This is a genomic window from Streptomyces sp. NBC_00224 (genome assembly GCF_041435195.1).
Lineage (GTDB): Bacteria > Actinomycetota > Actinomycetes > Streptomycetales > Streptomycetaceae > Streptomyces.
In genome coordinates this window covers 5541290-5557780 of record NZ_CP108106.1, presented here as the reverse complement: position 1 = coordinate 5557780, position 16491 = coordinate 5541290, and the positions used below count along the sequence as shown (strand labels likewise).

General features: G+C 72.7%; 12 protein-coding genes. 3 read left to right on the top strand and 9 right to left on the bottom strand.

Going from position 1 to position 16491, the window contains the following annotated elements; translation table 11 throughout:
- Window positions 1-178: 178 nt before the first annotated feature.
- Together OG965_RS24860 and OG965_RS24855 are read left to right on the top strand one after the other, a co-directional pair.
- On the top strand, window positions 179-1528 hold the full coding sequence (locus OG965_RS24860) for a PspC domain-containing protein (RefSeq protein WP_371654263.1): 1350 nt from the start codon (window positions 179-181) through the stop codon (window positions 1526-1528).
- Entirely contained in the window at window positions 1515-1781 is a 267-nt protein-coding gene (locus tag OG965_RS24855) for a hypothetical protein (protein ID WP_371654262.1), read from the top strand. The genes OG965_RS24860 and OG965_RS24855 overlap by 14 nt, the downstream gene beginning before the upstream one ends.
- Here the strand turns inward: OG965_RS24855 and OG965_RS24850 are convergent.
- The 4 genes from OG965_RS24850 to guaA all read right to left on the bottom strand — a co-directional run bounded on the left by OG965_RS24850 (window position 1685) and on the right by guaA (window position 6245).
- Window positions 1685-2215, bottom strand: a complete 531-nt coding sequence (locus OG965_RS24850; protein WP_371654261.1) for a DoxX family protein — start codon at window positions 2213-2215, stop codon at window positions 1685-1687. The two genes, OG965_RS24855 and OG965_RS24850, sit on opposite strands and share 97 nt — an antisense overlap.
- 144 nt (window positions 2216-2359) lie before the next feature.
- Window positions 2360-3607 (bottom strand): hypothetical protein, encoded by a 1248-nt coding sequence (locus OG965_RS24845; protein WP_371654260.1) that lies wholly within the window; start codon window positions 3605-3607, stop codon window positions 2360-2362.
- A gap of 120 nt (window positions 3608-3727) precedes the next feature.
- Complete coding sequence (locus tag OG965_RS24840) at window positions 3728-4543, bottom strand: class II aldolase/adducin family protein (protein WP_371654259.1); 816 nt, start codon at window positions 4541-4543, stop codon at window positions 3728-3730.
- A 112-nt stretch (window positions 4544-4655) separates the two neighbouring features.
- Entirely contained in the window at window positions 4656-6245 is a 1590-nt protein-coding gene (guaA, locus tag OG965_RS24835) for a glutamine-hydrolyzing GMP synthase (protein WP_371654258.1), read from the bottom strand.
- Between the two features lie 252 nt (window positions 6246-6497).
- Here guaA and OG965_RS24830 point away from each other — a divergent pair, with 252 nt between their 5' ends.
- The gene (locus OG965_RS24830; protein ID WP_371657046.1) at window positions 6498-6839 is read left to right on the top strand and encodes a chorismate mutase; all 342 of its coding nucleotides are present in this window, start codon (window positions 6498-6500) and stop codon (window positions 6837-6839) included.
- Window positions 6840-7653: 814 nt separating this feature from the next.
- On the opposite strand, the gene OG965_RS24825 is transcribed toward OG965_RS24830, so the two are convergent.
- The 5 genes from OG965_RS24825 to OG965_RS24805 all read right to left on the bottom strand — a co-directional run bounded on the left by OG965_RS24825 (window position 7654) and on the right by OG965_RS24805 (window position 16400).
- Window positions 7654-9480, bottom strand: coding sequence for a GMC oxidoreductase (locus OG965_RS24825; RefSeq protein ID WP_371654257.1), 1827 nt, complete (start codon window positions 9478-9480; stop codon window positions 7654-7656).
- Between the two features lie 55 nt (window positions 9481-9535).
- Window positions 9536-11152 carry a succinic semialdehyde dehydrogenase gene (locus OG965_RS24820; protein WP_371654256.1) on the bottom strand — a complete coding sequence of 539 codons (1617 nt, stop codon included), beginning with the start codon at window positions 11150-11152 and terminating at the stop codon, window positions 9536-9538.
- Window positions 11153-11281: 129 nt separating this feature from the next.
- Window positions 11282-12940: a serine/threonine-protein kinase gene (locus tag OG965_RS24815; RefSeq protein WP_371654255.1), complete on the bottom strand. Its 1659-nt coding sequence runs from the start codon at window positions 12938-12940 to the stop codon at window positions 11282-11284.
- A 91-nt stretch (window positions 12941-13031) separates the two neighbouring features.
- A complete protein-coding gene (locus OG965_RS24810) occupies window positions 13032-14516 on the bottom strand; it encodes a serine/threonine-protein kinase (RefSeq protein WP_371657045.1) in 1485 nt (494 codons plus the stop codon).
- Window positions 14517-14765: 249 nt separating this feature from the next.
- Window positions 14766-16400 (bottom strand): serine/threonine-protein kinase, encoded by a 1635-nt coding sequence (locus OG965_RS24805; RefSeq protein WP_371654254.1) that lies wholly within the window; start codon window positions 16398-16400, stop codon window positions 14766-14768.
- Window positions 16401-16491 lie beyond the last annotated feature (91 nt).

The window sequence follows — 16491 nt, the reverse complement described above, 5'->3', positions numbered from 1 at the left end:
CGTGCGGGTGCGGGCATCAGGGTAAGCCCCCAGGACGCCCCTGATCCGCGATCCCCGCACGGGGGAGCCGACTTCCCCCGCACGGGGGAGGCCCCACCCCCGCATCAGGGGCAATCTCAGGGAGAGGCCAGGGTCGGGGCGGGTGCCGGACCCGCGGACCGCCCGTCACCATGGAGTCATGACTCAGCCGACCGAGACCCCCGTCGCGCCGCCGGACCCGGATCCGGACCCGGCGCCCGCCGCGCAGCTGCGCCGCAGCGGTCACAACAAGGTGATCGGCGGCGTCTGCGGCGGGCTCGGGCGGTACTGCGACATCGACCCGGTGATCTTCCGGATCGCGTTCGGCGTGCTCACCGTCATCAGCGGCCTCGGCCTGGTCTTCTACGGGTTCGGCTGGCTGCTGCTCCCGCTGGACGACGAGGACGAGAACGAGGCCCGGCGGCTGCTGTCCGGGCGGGTGGAGGGCCCGGCGCTGGCCGCCGTGCTGATGGCGCTGGCGGGCTGCGGGATCTTCCTGTCCATGCTGAGCAACGGCTCGGTGATGAGCTTCGCCTGGCTGCTGACGCTGGCCGTCGCGGGCATCGGCGTCTGGTCCCGGCGCCGCTCGGCCACGCCCCCGGACGCCCCGCCGGACACGGCGACCGCCCAGACGGCGGCCGGGGGCACCTCCCCGCCCTTCGGCCCCGGGACGGCCCCGCCCGAGACCAAGGCGCCGCCCACACCCGTCCCGCCCTCCTGGTGGCGCGACCCGATCGTCAAGGACGGCACCACGGGCCCGGTCGGCACCGGCTATCTGTGGGGAGCCGAAGGCGCCGACGCGGCGCCCGCCTTCGGGGCCGGGGCGCGCGCCAAGAAGGCGGACCGGGCCGACAAGGCGGCCGACCGGGCCACCCGTGGCCCACGTTCCATCGGCGGGTTCGTCTTCCTGCTCGCGCTGCTCGCGGGCGGCGTCGGCACCGCGGGCGCCTGGGGGCACCAGCCGCTGGGCACCGCGCTCCAGATCGGCCTCACCGCGGCCCTCGTGGTGTTCGGCCTCGGCCTGCTGATCAGCGCGTTCGTGGGGCGGACCGGGTTCGGCACGCTGTTCATGGCGGTGCTCACGGCCGCCCTGCTCGCCGGGGCCTCGGCGATGCCCAAGACCATCACGACCCACTGGACCAGGACCGACTGGACCCCGGCCGCCGCGGCCGAAGTACAGCCGTCGTACGCCCTGGGGTCGGGCGAGGGCACCCTCGATCTGAGCAAGGTCGTGGTGCCCGTGGGGCAGAGTGTGAAGACGCGCGCGGAGGTCGGCGCGGGGCGGCTCAAGGTCGTCGTGCCCCTGGGCGCGACCGTGAAGGCGCACATCGTGGTGGGCGTCGGCGACGTACAGCTGCCGACCGAGAAGCCGGAGGATGTCGACATCCAGCCGAACCAGAAGAAGACGGTGACCCTGCCGCCGCCCGCCGGGGCGAAACCGGCCGGGACCCTGGAGCTCGATCTGCACGTCTCCATCGGCCAGGCGGAGGTGGACCGTGCCGCGTCATGAGTTCCGTCCCGGACGGCTGATCGCGGGGGCGGTGATGGTGGCCACCGCCGTCCTGTTCGCGGGCGACGCGGCGGACGAGTGGCAGACGCCCTGGTACGCGGTGATCCCGCTGGTCTGCGGCGGGCTCGGCCTCGCCGGGCTCGCCAGCTGGGTCGCCTACGGGATGCGCAAGCGCCGCCGCGACGCCAGCCAGGCGTCGGCGGAGAGCAGCGGCGTCCCGGCGAGCACCAGCGGCAGCCAGGCCATCAAGTAGGCCAGGTCGTTGCCGTAGTAGTACGGCGTGGTCGCCCAGCTCACGGTCAGCCACAGGCTCAGCGAGATCAGCGCGCCGCCGGTCGCCGCGAGCCGTCCGAACAGGCCGATCAGGATGCCGAGTCCGACGGCGATCTCGCCGATGGCGATGGCGTACCCGAAGCCGACCGGGCTCTTCAGGGCGAGGTCTACGAGGGCGGGGATCGCGGAGCTGTCGCGCACCGAGTGCATCAGCTCCCCGAGCGAGCCGCTGCCGCTCGCCTTGAGGGTGGTGGTGCCGCCGGTGAGCTTGTCGAACCCGGCGTAGACGAAGGTGACGCCGAGGAAGACGCGCAGCGGCAGCAGCGCGTACCTGCCGGCCGTCTCCTTCAGCCCGCGCAGGCCCCCGCCGGTGGCCGCCCCGCCTCGCGCCCGGGTGAGATTTCCGTGTGCCATCGCCGTTCCCGCCTTCCGTAACCCCTGTCACCTGACCATACGTACGGGAGCGGCGCGCGGCTCAACCGGTTCACCCCTCAACTGGTTTCCCTGGGTGGCGGCGCCGGTTCGGTCGGTGATGTCGGTTCGGTCGGTGCCGTCGGCTCAGTCGCCGGTGACGTCGATCGCGACCCGGTTCGTCTCGACGCCCGCGGCCGTGACCACCCGCACCTCCACCCGGCCCGGCTCGACGTCCACCGGGACCGGCACGGTCAGCACGGTGTCGCTGGGGTTGGCGAAGCCGCCGGTGACCGGGATCAGCGGCACATGGACGTGGACCGCGCCGATCCGCACGACCATCCGGGCGAGCCGGTCGGGGGTGCCCGCTCCGGGCGGCACGAATCCGGCGCCGCGGATCTCGATGTCGTCACCGGTACGGATCGGCGCGTCCAGATCGCCCGCCTCGCGCGCCCGGACCACCGAGAGCACGACGGGACGACCGCCTTCGGCGTACTTCCCGGCGAAGTACGTCAGCGCGGACACGGCCACCAGGAAGGCCAGCGCCCACGGCAGATCGGGCAGCCGGTCGGGCCGCCGGGCCAGCCGCACGGCGGCGAACAGCACGGCGACCGTGGAGACCAGGACGTACTGGACGTCCGCGAAGCTGCCGCGCCCGGCGTCGTCGGTGAGCAGGTCGGCGGCGCGCGGCCGCTCCGCGCGCACCTTCTGCAGCCGCTGCCCCGCGATGCGTACGGCCACCACCCGGCGCACCACCACGCTCACCGCGCTGACCAGCGCGACCACCGCCAGCAGGCCCGCGCCGTGGGAGAGTCCGAGGCCTTCGATCAGCGCGTCGCGCTCCTTCGCGCCGGACGCCCCGGCCAGCCGCACCGCGAGGAGCAGCACCGCGAAGGCCACCAGCAGCACCCAGGCGGCGGCCACCGCGCGCGAGGTGGAGAGCCGGTTGTCCTCGCCGACGACCGGCGCGAGCAGTCCGCCGCGCGCCCGGTGCAGCCACGCGGCGCCGGTCAGCGCGACCGCCACGGCCAGGGCGGCGAGCAGCCCGGCGGTCCTGGCGTGGGTCCAGCCGGCGCCGATCGCGGTGAAGGCCTCCACGAGCGCCAGCACGGCGACGCTCCCCCACACGGTCACGAGGGTGGCCAGCAGCACCGCGGCCGGCCAGGCCCGCCCCGCCTCCCGGCCGCGTTCGGCGAGCGCCCGGGCGGACTGGGTGAGCTCGTCCGACACCCACTGGCGGGACGCCCCGGCGGAGTGCGCGACGGCAGCGGGCAGCCCTTCTCCGGCGGCCAGCCCGTCGCGCTTGGCCAGGAACGCCGCCACCGCGCGCCGGTGGCCGTTCCGCGTCCCGGGACCGCAGTCACCACCGCATTGCCGAGCCTCCTGCACCGCCACGGAAATCTCGCCCTTCCCTCAAGTCATGTCGACTGTCAGGGAATTGTGCCGTACTAAAACCGTCCCGCGGTCGACAGGGGCACGCGGCGCGAGTGATTGACGCACCATCAAATTGACGTACTACGACAGCAGTTCGGGCTCCGACTCACTGATCTGGTGCCACAGCGGCTGGTAGTTGATCCACGCGACCAGGTCGCTGCCCAGCTGGTCGCGGGTGGCGACCGCGTCCCGGCGTTCGATGAGCACCGGCTTCCCGGCCGCCCGCGCGGCCAGCTGCACCTCGCTGCACCGCTCCATCGAAAGGAACCACCAGGCCGCCGCGTCCACCGAGTCCCCCACGGTCAGCAGCCCGTGGTTGCGCAGGATCACCGCCTTGTACGGGCCGAGGGCGGCCGCGATCCGGCGCCCCTCCTCGGCGTCGACGACGACTCCCGTATAGGCGTCGAACAGGGCGTGGTCCTCGAAGAAGGCGCAGGCCTCCTGGGTGTACGGCTCGATCAGATCGCCGAGCGCCGCCAGCGCCCGCCCGTGCACCGAGTGGGTGTGCGCCACCGCGACCACCTCGGGGCGGGCCCGGTGCACCTGGGCGTGGACCGCGAAGGCCGCCTGGTTGACGTGGTAGCGGCCCTCGACGACCTGGCCGTCCCCGTTGACCATGACCAGCTCGCCCGCGGTGACCCGCGCAAACGGCACCCCGAACGGGTTCACCCAGTAGCAGTCCTCGAACTCCGGGTCGCGCGCCGAGATGTGCCCGGAGACCCCCTCCTCGCAGCCGGACCGTGCGAACAGCCGCAGGGCCCCCGCCAGCCGCTCCTTGCGGTGCCGCCGCTCCTCGGCCGGGGTGGCGTGGACGGGCGGCAGGGCGAAGTGGAGCCGGTCGACGGGTATCGGCGCGGGGGCGGGCCGTTGCCCGGACGGCTGCGGGATCTCGGTCATGGCCGGAAGTTACCGCGCGGTTCGGCAGGTGAACAGAGTCGTGCGGGAGCGGATACGACGGCGCCGCCGCACCGGGAACCCGGTGCGGCGGCGCCGATCGGCCGATGCGGGATTACTCCCACTCGATGGTGCCCGGGGGCTTGCTCGTCACGTCGAGGACGACGCGGTTGACGTCGGCGACCTCGTTGGTGATGCGCGTCGAGATCTTCGCCAGCACGTCGTACGGCATGCGCGTCCAGTCCGCCGTCATGGCGTCCTCGGAGGAGACCGGGCGCAGCACGATCGGGTGGCCGTAGGTGCGGCCGTCGCCCTGGACGCCGACGCTGCGGACGTCCGCGAGCAGCACGACCGGGCACTGCCAGATCTCGCGGTCCAGACCGGCCGCCGTCAACTCCTCGCGAGCGATGGCGTCGGCCTCGCGCAGCAGGTCGAGGCGGTCCTTGGTGACCTCGCCGACGATACGGATACCGAGGCCCGGGCCGGGGAACGGCTGGCGCTGGACGATCTCCTCCGGCAGGCCGAGCTCCTGGCCGACCATGCGGACCTCGTCCTTGAACAGCTGGCGCAGCGGCTCGACGAGCTCGAACTCGATGTCGTCGGGCAGGCCGCCCACATTGTGGTGCGACTTGATGTTCGCGGTACCGGTGCCGCCGCCGGACTCCACGACGTCCGGGTACAGCGTGCCCTGGACGAGGAAGGCGACCTCGGGGCCGTCCTCCTGGAGGATCTCCAGCTGCGCCTGCTCGAAGACGCGGATGAACTCGCGGCCGATGATCTTCCGCTTGGTCTCCGGGTCGGAGACGCCGGCGAGCGCGGTGAGGAATCGCTCCTGCGCGTCGACGACCTTCAGCTGGACGCCGGTGGCGGCCACGAAGTCCTTCTCGACCTGCTCGGTCTCGCCCTTGCGCATCAGGCCGTGGTCGACGTACACGCAGGTCAGCTGGGAGCCGATGGCCTTCTGGACGAGGGCCGCGGCGACCGCGGAGTCCACGCCGCCGGACAGGCCGCAGATGGCGCGCTTGGCGCCGACCTGCTCGCGGATGAGGGCGACCTGCTCCTCCACGACGTTGTGCGTGGTCCAGGTCGGCTCGATGCCCGCGCCCCGGTAGAGGAAGTGCTCAAGGATCTGCTGGCCGTGCGTGGAGTGCAGCACCTCGGGGTGGTACTGCACGCCGTACAGCTTCTTCTCGTCGTTCTCGAAGGCGGCGACCGGTACGACGTCCGTGGACGCGGTGACGGTGAAGCCCTCGGGCGCGGCCGAGCAGGCGTCGCCGTGCGACATCCACACCGACTGCTCGGCGGGCGTGCCCTCGAAGAGCGTGGAGCCGACCTTGGTGACGTGCAGCGGCGTACGGCCGTACTCGCGCGCGCCGTTGTCGTCGACCGTGCCGCCGAGCGTCGTCGCCATCAGCTGGAAGCCGTAGCACATGCCGAAGACGGGGACGCCGGCCTCGAAGAGCGCGCGGTCCAGGCGCGGGGCGCCCTCCGCGTACACGGACGAGGGGCCGCCCGAGAGGATGATCGCCTTCGGGTTCTTGGCCAGCATCTCGGCCACGGGCATCGTGCTCGGCACGATCTCGCTGTAGACCCGGGCCTCACGGACGCGGCGGGCGATGAGCTGGGCGTACTGGGCGCCGAAGTCGACAACGAGGACTACGTCCGGGTTGGATGCGGGCGCGGCAGCTGGGGACGCTGAGGACACTGGCGGCCTTCCGGCGGTGGGAGGGGTCGGTATTTGTCGATTCTACCGGGGCGCGAGCCGGGCCCTTTCGTCTCACCATCCGAACCGGGATTGGCCCCGCCCGGTGGCACCGGTCCATACTGTGCGCATGCTCAAGCACCAGACCTTCGTCTTTACCTATGGCACCGGCCCGTCCGGCTGCCATGGTCGTGCTGCTTGAGCAACTGACAAGCGACTTCCCAGGCGCCCCGGGCCGACAAGGCCCGGGGCGTTCTGTCATTTCCGGGCCTTGCCGCTCCGGGGCGCCAGACACCCGAGGAGCCCCACATGTCCGTCACCCAGACCGAGAAGACTGGCGCCCGCACCGACGAGGCCGCCTCCGTGATCACCGGTGCCCGGGAGCGCATCGACGCGCTCGACGACCGCATCATCGGTCTGATCCAGGAACGGATGGCCGTCTCGGCCGTCATCCAGGAGTCCCGTATCGCCTCCGGCGGGCGCCGGGTGAACCTGAACCGCGAGATGGAGGTCCTCGCCCACTACCGAGACGCCCTGGGCAAGCCCGGCACCGCGCTCGCGATGACGATGCTGGAGCTGTGCCGGGGCCGGATCTGAGTTCGCCGCGCATCCGGGTTCGACACGTATCCGGGTTCGGCACGGATCCGAGTTCGCCGCAGCCTCACCCGTCCGGCGCCGTGACCGGCCGGTGCCCCACTTCGTTGGGCAGGGTGTCCGTGTCAGCCAGGGGCGGGCCCGAAAAAACCACGCGTGGCTCCGCTGGAGCGTGTGACGTGCCGATGGCACGTCGTGGGACCTCGCCCCAGCGCGCGTGACCGGTCGGCAGGGGACAGCAGCCCGGTCACCCCTTCAATGCGGTCGGCTCCTGGGACGCCCGGGGCCGGCCGCATCCGGTCCAAACGGTTGCGTGCTCCGCAGCCCATCCTTCACGATGCAGAGACAGGTCCCCATCACTGCGCAGAGCGACTGCCAGTGGTCGATACCACCCGCGCGCCCCCCGCGCGCCGGGTCGGCCACCCGGCGCTCGTCCACCAGCGGCGCTACCCCCCGGCGCCGCCTCCCGCAGCACCGACGCTGCCCTGACGTCGGTGCTGACGGCCAAGGGCCCCGCGAGCCATCCCCAGGACGGATGACCCGATGCGGGGCCCTTCGCGCTGTCCGGACGCGGCCGCTGCCGACCGGTTGCCTTGCCCTCCGCTTTTGGCGTGATTCGCATGTCCCCGCGCCACCGGTGTGACAGGGAGCACATAAGAATTCTGTGAGTCCTGGGACAACCATTGACAGGATTGGCAGGTCATCTCTGCGGAACCAACGGCCCCGCCTGTTCGGCGCGCGGCCCACGGACGAGCGAGGAGCGCTGCACTCGGAGGGGGGTGCAGCGCTCCTCGTTTTCCATTTGGCCGAAGTTGACCTACTCGGCGCTCTTCGGCGGCACCGTCGGCATCCCCAGGAACGGCAGCCGCAGCGCGCCGAACGCGTCCGCCGGGACCGCCGGAGCCTTCGGCGCCACGGCCTCGACCCGTACGTACGGCCGGCCCTGGGCCGGGCGCGGGTCGGCCTCGCCCTTGTTCGGCCACAGCGACATCGCCCGCTCGGCCTGCGCCGTGATCGTCAGCGACGGGTTGACGCCCAGGTTCGCCGAGACGGCGGCGCCGTCGACCACCGAGATGCCCGGGTGCCCGTAGAGGCGGTGGTACGGGTCGATCACGCCCTCCTCCGCCGACGCCCCGATCGGGCAGCCGCCCAGGAAGTGCGCGGTCAGCGGGGTGCCCATCAGCTCGCCGACGTTCGAGCCGGCGAAGCCGTTGATTTCGGCGGCGAGCTCGGTCGCCGCCTTGGACGCCGCCCGGATCTGCTTCGGGTTGGGCGCGCCGTGGCCCTGGCGGGCGGTGAGCAGGCCCTTGCCGACGCCGTCCGGCTTCAGATACGTCGTCAGCGAGTTGTCCAGGGACTGCATGACGAGACCGATGATGGTCCGCTCCGACCAGCGGTGGTTGCTGAGCGAGCGGGCGAGGAGACCGGGGTGCTTCACCGCGTTCGCCAGCCAGCCCAGCGCAAGCGAGGAGCCCTCCGCGTACGGGACCTGGAGGATCGACATGCCGCCCATCGCGTTCGAGCCCCGGCCGTAGCGGACCGGCTCGATGTGGGTGTTCTCGTCGGGGTGGACCGAGGAGGTGATGGCGACGCCACGGGTGAAGTCGGCCTTGGCCGCGCCGTGCGCCTTGCGGTAGCGGCGGTTGTTGGTCTGCGCCCCCACCAGCGCCTCCGAGTTGGTGCGGGTCAGCTCGCCGAGCCGCTTGGAGAGGTACGGGAGCTGGCCGCCCGAGCGCATCCGGTGCAGCAGGGTCTGGGTGCCGTACGTCCCGGCCGCGATCACCACGCGCCGCGCCTTGAACAGGCGGCCCGCGTCCTTCTTGCGGTTGTCCGTGGGCAGCGTGGCGACCGCGTACCCGCCCTGCGAGTCGTCGGTGACCGAGACGGCCGTCGTCATCGGGTGCACGACCGCGCCCGCCTTCTCGGCCAGGTAGAGGTAGTTCTCGTTGAGGGTGTTCTTCGCGCCGTGTCGGCAGCCCGTCATGCACTCGCCGCACTCGGTGCACGCCTTGCGGGCCGGGCCCGCCCCGCCGAAGTACGGGTCGGCGACCGACTCCCCCGGCCTCGCCCTCACCGTGCCCTGCGCGTCCTCCCCGTCCCCGAAGAAGACGCCCACCGGCGCCATGTGGAAGGTGTCGCCCACACCCATCCGCTGCGCGGCCGCCTTGAGGTGGACGTCGGAGGGCGTCATGGTCGGGTTGAGCCGGACCCCGAGCATGCGCTTGGCCTGCTCGTAGTGCGGGGTCAGCTCCTCCTGCCAGTCGGTGATGTCCTTCCACTGCGGGTCGTCGAAGAACTGCTTCGGCGGTACGTAGAGGGTGTTGGCGTAGTTCAGCGACCCGCCGCCGACGCCCGCGCCCGCGAGCACCATCACATTGCCGAGCAGATGGATGCGCTGGATCCCGTACATCCCCAGCCTGGGTGCCCAGAGGTAGTTCTTGATGTCCCAGGAGTTCTTGGGCAGCGTCGCGGGCGTGAAGCGGCGGCCCGCCTCCAGGACCCCTACCCGATAGCCCTTCTCGGTCAGGCGCAGGGCCGTCACCGAGCCTCCGAAGCCGGAGCCGACGACCAGCACGTCGTAGTCGTACGACGAGTCGTCGTCTGGGCGGAGTTCCTGATTCCGGGCGCGCGTCTCCTGGGGCATCGGCTCTCCTCGTACGAAACAGAAAGGGCGGGGCGGAACGGGCAGCGGACGGGGGTCAGCGCAGCCGCAGGGCCTTCATCGCCTTGAGGCTGCGGCTCATGAACGCGGCGTACTTCTCGTCGTCCATCCCGAAGGACGGCGCGAGCGGCAGGATCCGCTGCTGGGCGACGGTCTGGGCCTCGGTGTACTTGAGGATGCCCTCGGAGCCGTGGCGGCGGCCGAGGCCGGAGTCCTTCATGCCGCCCATCGGGGACTGGACGCTGCCGTACGCCGGGGCGTACCCCTCGTTGATGTTGACCGTGCCGGTGCGCAGCCGGGCGGCGACCTCGTGGCCGCGCCGCGAATCCTTCGTCCAGACCGAGGAGTTGAGGCCGTACGGGGTCGCGTTGGCGGCCTCGATCACCTCGTCCTCGTCGGTGAACCGGTAGAGGGAGACGACCGGCCCGAAGGTCTCCTCGGTGCACACGGCCATCGGCGCCTCCACCCCGTCCAGGATCGTCGGCTCGTAGAAGAGCGGGCCGATGTCGGGGCGGGCGACGCCGCCCGCGACCAGCCGGGCGCCCTTGGCGACGGCCTCCTCGACGTGCCGGGTCACGGTCTCCAGCTGGCCCTCGCCGACCAGCGAGCCCATGTCGGCGCCGTACGCGAGGGAGTTGCCGAGCCGCATCGCCCTGGTGCGGGCGGCGAACCGCTCGACGAAGGCGTCCGCGACCGACTCGTGGACGTACAGCCGCTCGATCGAGATGCAGAGCTGGCCCGCCGAGGAGAAGCAGGCGCGGACCGCGCCCGCCGCCGCCTTCTCCACATCGGCGTCGCGCAGCACCAGCATCGCGTTCTTGCCGCCCAACTCCAGCGTGACGCCGACCAGTCGGGCCGCCGCGCCCTGGGCGACCTCGCGGCCGGTGCGGGTCGAGCCGGTGAAGGAGACGTAGTCGGCGTGCTTGACGACCTCGGGGCCGACGACCGGGCCCTCACCGAGCACCACCTGGAACACCTCGGCGGGAAGCCCCGCCTCGATCAGGAGGTCACGGGCCCACAGCGCGGTGAGCGCGGTCTCGGTGTCGGGCTTCATCACCACGGCGTTGCCGGAGACGAAGGCGGGCAGCGCGTCGCCGACGGACAGCTCGAACGGGTAGTTCCAGGGCGCGATCTGCCCCACCACCCCGCGCGGCTGGCGCAGTTCGGTGACCTTGGTGAGGGTCGGCACCACACCGGTGTGCCGCTTGGGCCGCAGATACGCGGGCGCCTTGCGGCCGTAGTGGCGTGCGGCCACGGCGACGGCCTGGACCTCCTCGTGCGCGTGCAGACGGGCCTTGCCGGTCTCCAGCTGGATGAGGTCGAGGACCTCGGCCTGGCGGTCGAGGACCAGGTCGTGGAAGCGCAGCAGGACGGCGGCGCGCTGCCGGGCCGGCGTCGCGGCCCAGGCGGGCTGGGCGGCGCGGGCGCGGGCGAAGGCCCCGGCGACGTCGTCGGGTGTGGACTCGGGCAGGTCCGCCAGTTTCTCGCCGGTGAACGGCGTGTGGTTGGCCGTACGGCCGGAGCCGACCACTCCCCGGGTGAGCTTGGCGACCACCTCCGGGGTGACCACATCGGCGGCGGTGCGGGCGCCCGCCGGGGCGGCGGCGACCGGATTCGTACGGGTGCTGGTGGGCGTGGCCTGCGAGTCCGTCATGGGAGCGAGCGTATGCCGGGCACGGCGGTTTGGGTACCCGCCGGTAACACTTTTCGGAACCCTCACCACCGCGCCAGCGACTACTGGCGACATAAGCGCTGATCAGCGCGTTGTGCCCGAAGAACCTGCTCAGAGGTTATGAATTTTCAGCCCGTCACGCACCTGTGCGAACAGCTTTGCGCCGTCCTGCGCAGCCTGTCCTTCGGCGGGTGTCTTCACCCGCAACTTCCAATAAGCCGAGCCCTCGCCGGGGATGAGCAGTTCGAAGTACTTGAAGTGGTACGGGTCGGTGTCGCTCGACGAAGTGCTGTACGGGACGTAGTCGGTGACCAGCTCGACGGCGTCCCTGCCGTGGAACCTGGTCTTCGTGGAGGTCACCTGGGCGTCCCTCATCTCCGTCTTCTGGTCACCGCCCGCTTCGTAGTGCGCCTTCCAGTCGGTGGCCGAGCCCCCGACCACGTCCTTCTCGCTCGCGGGGTCGGTGCGCCAGAAGTCGATCTCGAAGACCCCGCTGGGGTCGTAGTACCAGAGCGCGTCGATCTTCTCGTCCTGCACCCGCCTGTAGTCGCCGGGCACCGCCACGTCCGCGTCGAGCACCTCGGTCTCCGGCCGCACCTGCCAGCCGGACGGCAGCCCTTCGCCGCCGAACGGCTGGACGAGGGCGAGCACCAGGGCCGCCGCCACCGCGAGCGCCCCGCCGCCCAGGCCGTACCGGGCGCGCCGGCTGCGGGCCAGGACCGGCGGGACCCAGGCGCGCAGCCCCGCGGCCGCGCCCGCGCCCGCGTCGGCGAGCAGCCGGGTCGCGGCGAGCGAGGCGGGCGCCGGGTGGGCGAACGACTCCAGGGTCTGGCGGATCTCGGCGGGCGCCGGGCGGGCCGCCGGGTCCTTGCGCAGCAGCTGCATCACCAGTGTGCCGAAGGCGCCCGAGCCCCTCGCCGGCATCTGCGGCTCGGCGGAGAGGACCGCCTGGAGGGTGGCGGGGGTGTTGCTGCGCCGGTACGGGGACACGCCCTCGACCGCCGCGTACAGCACCACGCCGAGCGACCACAGGTCGGACTCCGGGCCCGGCCGCTGGCCGAGCACCCGCTCCGGGGCGATGTACTCGGGCGAGCCGACGAACCCCCCGGTCTCGGTGAGGCCCTGCTCGCCCTCGACCTGGGCGATACCGAAGTCGGTCAGCACGACCCGGTCGCCGCGCCCCAGCAGCACGTTGGCGGGCTTCACATCGCGGTGCAGGACGCCCGCCTCGTGCGCGGCGGACAGCGCGCCGAGCACCGCGAGCCCGATCCGGGCGGCCTCGCGGACGTCGAGGGTGCCCTCCTGGAGCCGGTCGGCCATCGAGTGGCCGCGCACCAGCTCCATGACGATCCACGGCTTGTCGTCCTCGACGACCACATCGTGCACGGTGACCACGGAGGGGTGGTCGATCCGGGCGGCGGCGCGCGCCTCGCGCTGCATCCGCAGATGGACCGTGGCCCGCTCGCGCTCGCCCAGGTGATCCGGCACGCGCGGCTCCTTGACCGCCACGTCGCGGTCCACCACCTCGTCGTGGGCCCGCCAGACCGTGCCCATCCCGCCGTGGCCGAGGCGGTCGACGAGCCGGTAGCGGCCACCGAGTATCCGGCCCGCGCCGGACTCCGGCCTCCCGTCCCCGCCGGTGACCTGCGTCGGCTCGTACTGCCCCGGTACGGCCGGTCGCCCGGGCACCGGCTGCTCCTGCGGTACGGACCGCGGCGGCCGGAGGTCGTAGCTGGTGGGCTCGGGCGCCCGTCCCCCATCGTTCGTCATGCGCACATCCTGTCGAACGGCCCGTGCCGACACCAACCGAGGGGCGTGAGGGATGCGGACCCGTGACACGGCCAGGGCGGATGCGGACGGGTCAGGCCGACGGTGTGAAGGAGTCGAGCGCGGTGTCGAAGTGCCGCTTGGCCTCGTCGAGCCGCGCGACCGGCGCCGAGACCCACACGTCGTACATCTTCCCGTTCTCGTCCCAGCACTCGTCGTAGGTGTGCCGGGGGCCCTCGGCCGCGCTGAAGCCGTTCCAGCTGAACTCCCACAGCGCCGCGTCATGGCCCTGGTGGGTGGTGGCGACGACCTTGCCGCCCCGGTAACCGGGGTTGGTGGAGGGCCCGTTGGCGTCGGCGGCGCGCATGATGCCGAGCGGGCCGCCGGAGACGGAGTGCTGCAGCCGGATGCCCAGCCGGAAGGCCCCGTCCGGCGACACGTAGAAGACGCGTCTGTCGTCGGTGGTACGGACGTAGCCCGCCGGGACCGTGAGGCGGAAGCCGTCCGGGTCGCGGACGTGGCGGTACCCGGCGGGGGCGGTGCCGGCCGGGGCCGGCTCGTCGGCGCGCGTGACCGTCACCGTGGGGCCGGGCGGCCCCGGCTTCACCGAGGAGGACGCGGACGCGGTGACCGTCGCCGTCGTCCCGCCGCCGCCCGCCGCGACCCGGGCCCGTCCGCCGTCGTCGCCGCCGCTCAGCAGCACCGCGGCGGTCGCGCCCGCGCCGCCGAGGACGACGACCAGGGCCGCCGCGATCAGTACGGTCCTGGTCCGGGACCCGCTCCCCGGCTTCGCCACGGCGACCCGCTCGGTCGGTGTGTAGTGCCTCGGTGCGACGGGAGTGGAGCCGGTCGCCACGTACGCGCGCAGCAGCTCCCGCGCCTCGTCGGCGGCGAGCCTGCGCCCGGGGTCGCGCTCCAGCAGCCCGCGCACGACCGGCAGCAGCGGTTCGGCGGCCTGCGGCGGGCGGATCTCGTCGGTGACCACCGCGTGCAGCACGCCGCCCAACGAGTCGCGGTGGAAGGGGGATTCGCCGCTCAGCGCGGCGCACAGCAGCGCGCCGAGGGACCACAGATCGGACTCGGGTCCGGCGGCGGAGCCCTGCATCCGCTCCGGCGAGGTGTACTCGGGCGAGCCGACGAACGCCCCGTCCTCGCTGATCGTGGTGGACCCCGGCAGCTGCGCGATGCCGAAGTCGGTGAGCACGACGCGGCCGGTGCCCTCCTCCAGGAGGACGTTGGCGGGCTTGAGGTCGCGGTGGAGCACGCCCTGGCGGTGCGCGGTGCTCAGCGCGCCAAGCAGCGCGATGCCGATCCGGGCCGCCTCGCGGGCGTCGACCGGTCCGGTGCCGCGCAGCCGGTCGGCGAGCGAGCCGCCCTCGACCAGCTCCATCACGATGTACGAGCGCCCGTCCTGCTCGACGACGTCGTGGACGACGATGACGTGCGGGTGCTTGAACTGCGCCACGGCACGCGCCTCGCGCAGCGCCGCGGTGGCGGGGGCGCCGCCGTCGGGGTGCAGCTCCTTGACGGCGACCTGGCGGCCCAGGAGCTGGTCGGTGGCGCGCCAGACGGTGCCCATGCCACCACGGCCGAGCCGGGCCGTCGGCCGGTAACGCCCGGCGATGAGACGGTCCTCGGCCGCGCCACCACGCGGATCACTGGCTGGTGCGGGCACCGCTTCCCCTCGCTCATTGGTCCTGTGGCCATCATGCCGCACGGGGCCGCGCCGGAGCGGGGTGCGAGGTCACGAGACGGATTCGACCGGGCGGGCGCGGGAAGAGGGGGCGGGCACGAGGGACGGGGGCGCGCGACGGGGGCGCGCGACCGTTCAGTTCAGCGGCGGCGGCCGCCAGCCGCGCAGCACCGTGTCGAACTGCTCGCGGGTGGTCGCCCAGTCGGACTCCGGCCCGGACATGTAGATCGCGTACTCGACAGCGCCGTTGTCGGCGAAGTACATCTGGTCGATCGCGTGCCGCTTGCCCGGGAAGCGGGTCTTCTCCACAAAGGCGAACTCCCAGAGCGAGGAGTTCACCTGATCCCGGAAAGTGTTCGGCTTCAGCATCACCCGCTGGTAGGTGGGCACCCGCTTCTTGAGCGTCTTCTCCAGGTCCAGCTGGTGCGTGTACGGGTTCTCGAAGTCGGGCTTGCCGATGCTGACGCGTATGTAGTGGCGGCCGTTGTCCGGCGTGTAGTCGGTCTCCTTCCCGAACATCTGGCGCCGCCAGCCCTCGGGCACGAAGAGGCTGAACCCGGCCGGGTCCTTCACCCGCTTCCAGCCGTCGGGCACGGACGCGTCGCCCTTGCCCGTCTTGCCCGGCTTGACGACCGGCGACGGGGACGTGGGGGTGGTCCCCGAGTCGCCGCCGCTGTCGCGGTACTTCAGGGCGGCGAGACCGGCCGCGCCGCCGAGGACGGCAGCGAGCGCGACCACCAGGGCGATGGTCCGCCCGCGCCTTCTCGGGGCGGGGCGGGCAGGAGCGACCGCCTCGGGCGCGGGGGTGCGGACCGTCCCGGAGGCGCCCGCCGGGGCGGTGGCGGCCCGCAGTTCGGACTCGGAGACCTGACGGGTCGGCACAAACTCGTGCGCCGCCTTCGGCTCGCGTCCCTCCATCGCCTCCAGGAACATCCGCTCGGCCTCTTCGACCGAGGGGCGGTCCTCGGGCTCCTTGCGCAGCAGGGCCGTGATCACCGGCGCCAGCGCGCCCGCGTGCGTGGCGGGCCGCGGCTCCTCGTTCACCACCGCCTGCATGGTGGATATGGGCGAGGAACGGCGGAAGGGCGACTCGCCCTGGACGGCCGCGTAGAGCGTGGCGCCGAGGGACCACAGGTCGGAGGCGGGACCGGGCTGCCCTCCTCGTACCCGCTCGGGCGCCAGATAGTCGATGGAACCGACCAGTTCACCGGTCCGGGTGATGGTGGAGTCGCCCTCGATGGCGGCGATCCCGAAGTCCGTGAGCAGCACGCGCGCGTCCCGGGCGAGCAGCACGTTGCCGGGCTTGACGTCGCGGTGCAGCACGCCCGCGGCGTGCGCGGCGCGCAGGGCGCCCAGGACGTGCAGTCCGATGCGGGCGGCCTCGCGGGCCTCGATCCGCCCGGTCTCGGAGGCCTTCACGGCGTCGGCGAGCGAGGGCCCGTCGACGTACTGCATCACGATCCAGGGGCGGTTGTCGTGGTCGAGCACATCGTGGACGGTGACCACGCCGGGGTGGGTGATGCGGGCGGCGGCCCGCGCCTCCTTCTGCGTACGCGCGTGCAGCACGACGCGGTCGGCCTCCGCCACGTACAGCGCGGCGGTCAGCTCCTTGACGGCCACCGTGCGGTGCAGGACCTCGTCGTGGGCGCGCCAGACCTTGCCCATGCCGCCGCGGCCGATGGTGTCGCCGAGCCGGTAGCGCCCGGCCAGCAGCAGCCCTGTCGCCACCACTTCCGCGCCCTTGCCGCTGTTGCTCTGGTTCTGTTCCACGTCCCCCGCCCGGCCGGTCCTTAGGGGGCAAGGTTACGGAGCGGATTCCGGCCAGGGAACCTCGGGGGCACCTTGTGCCGCACCTACCAAG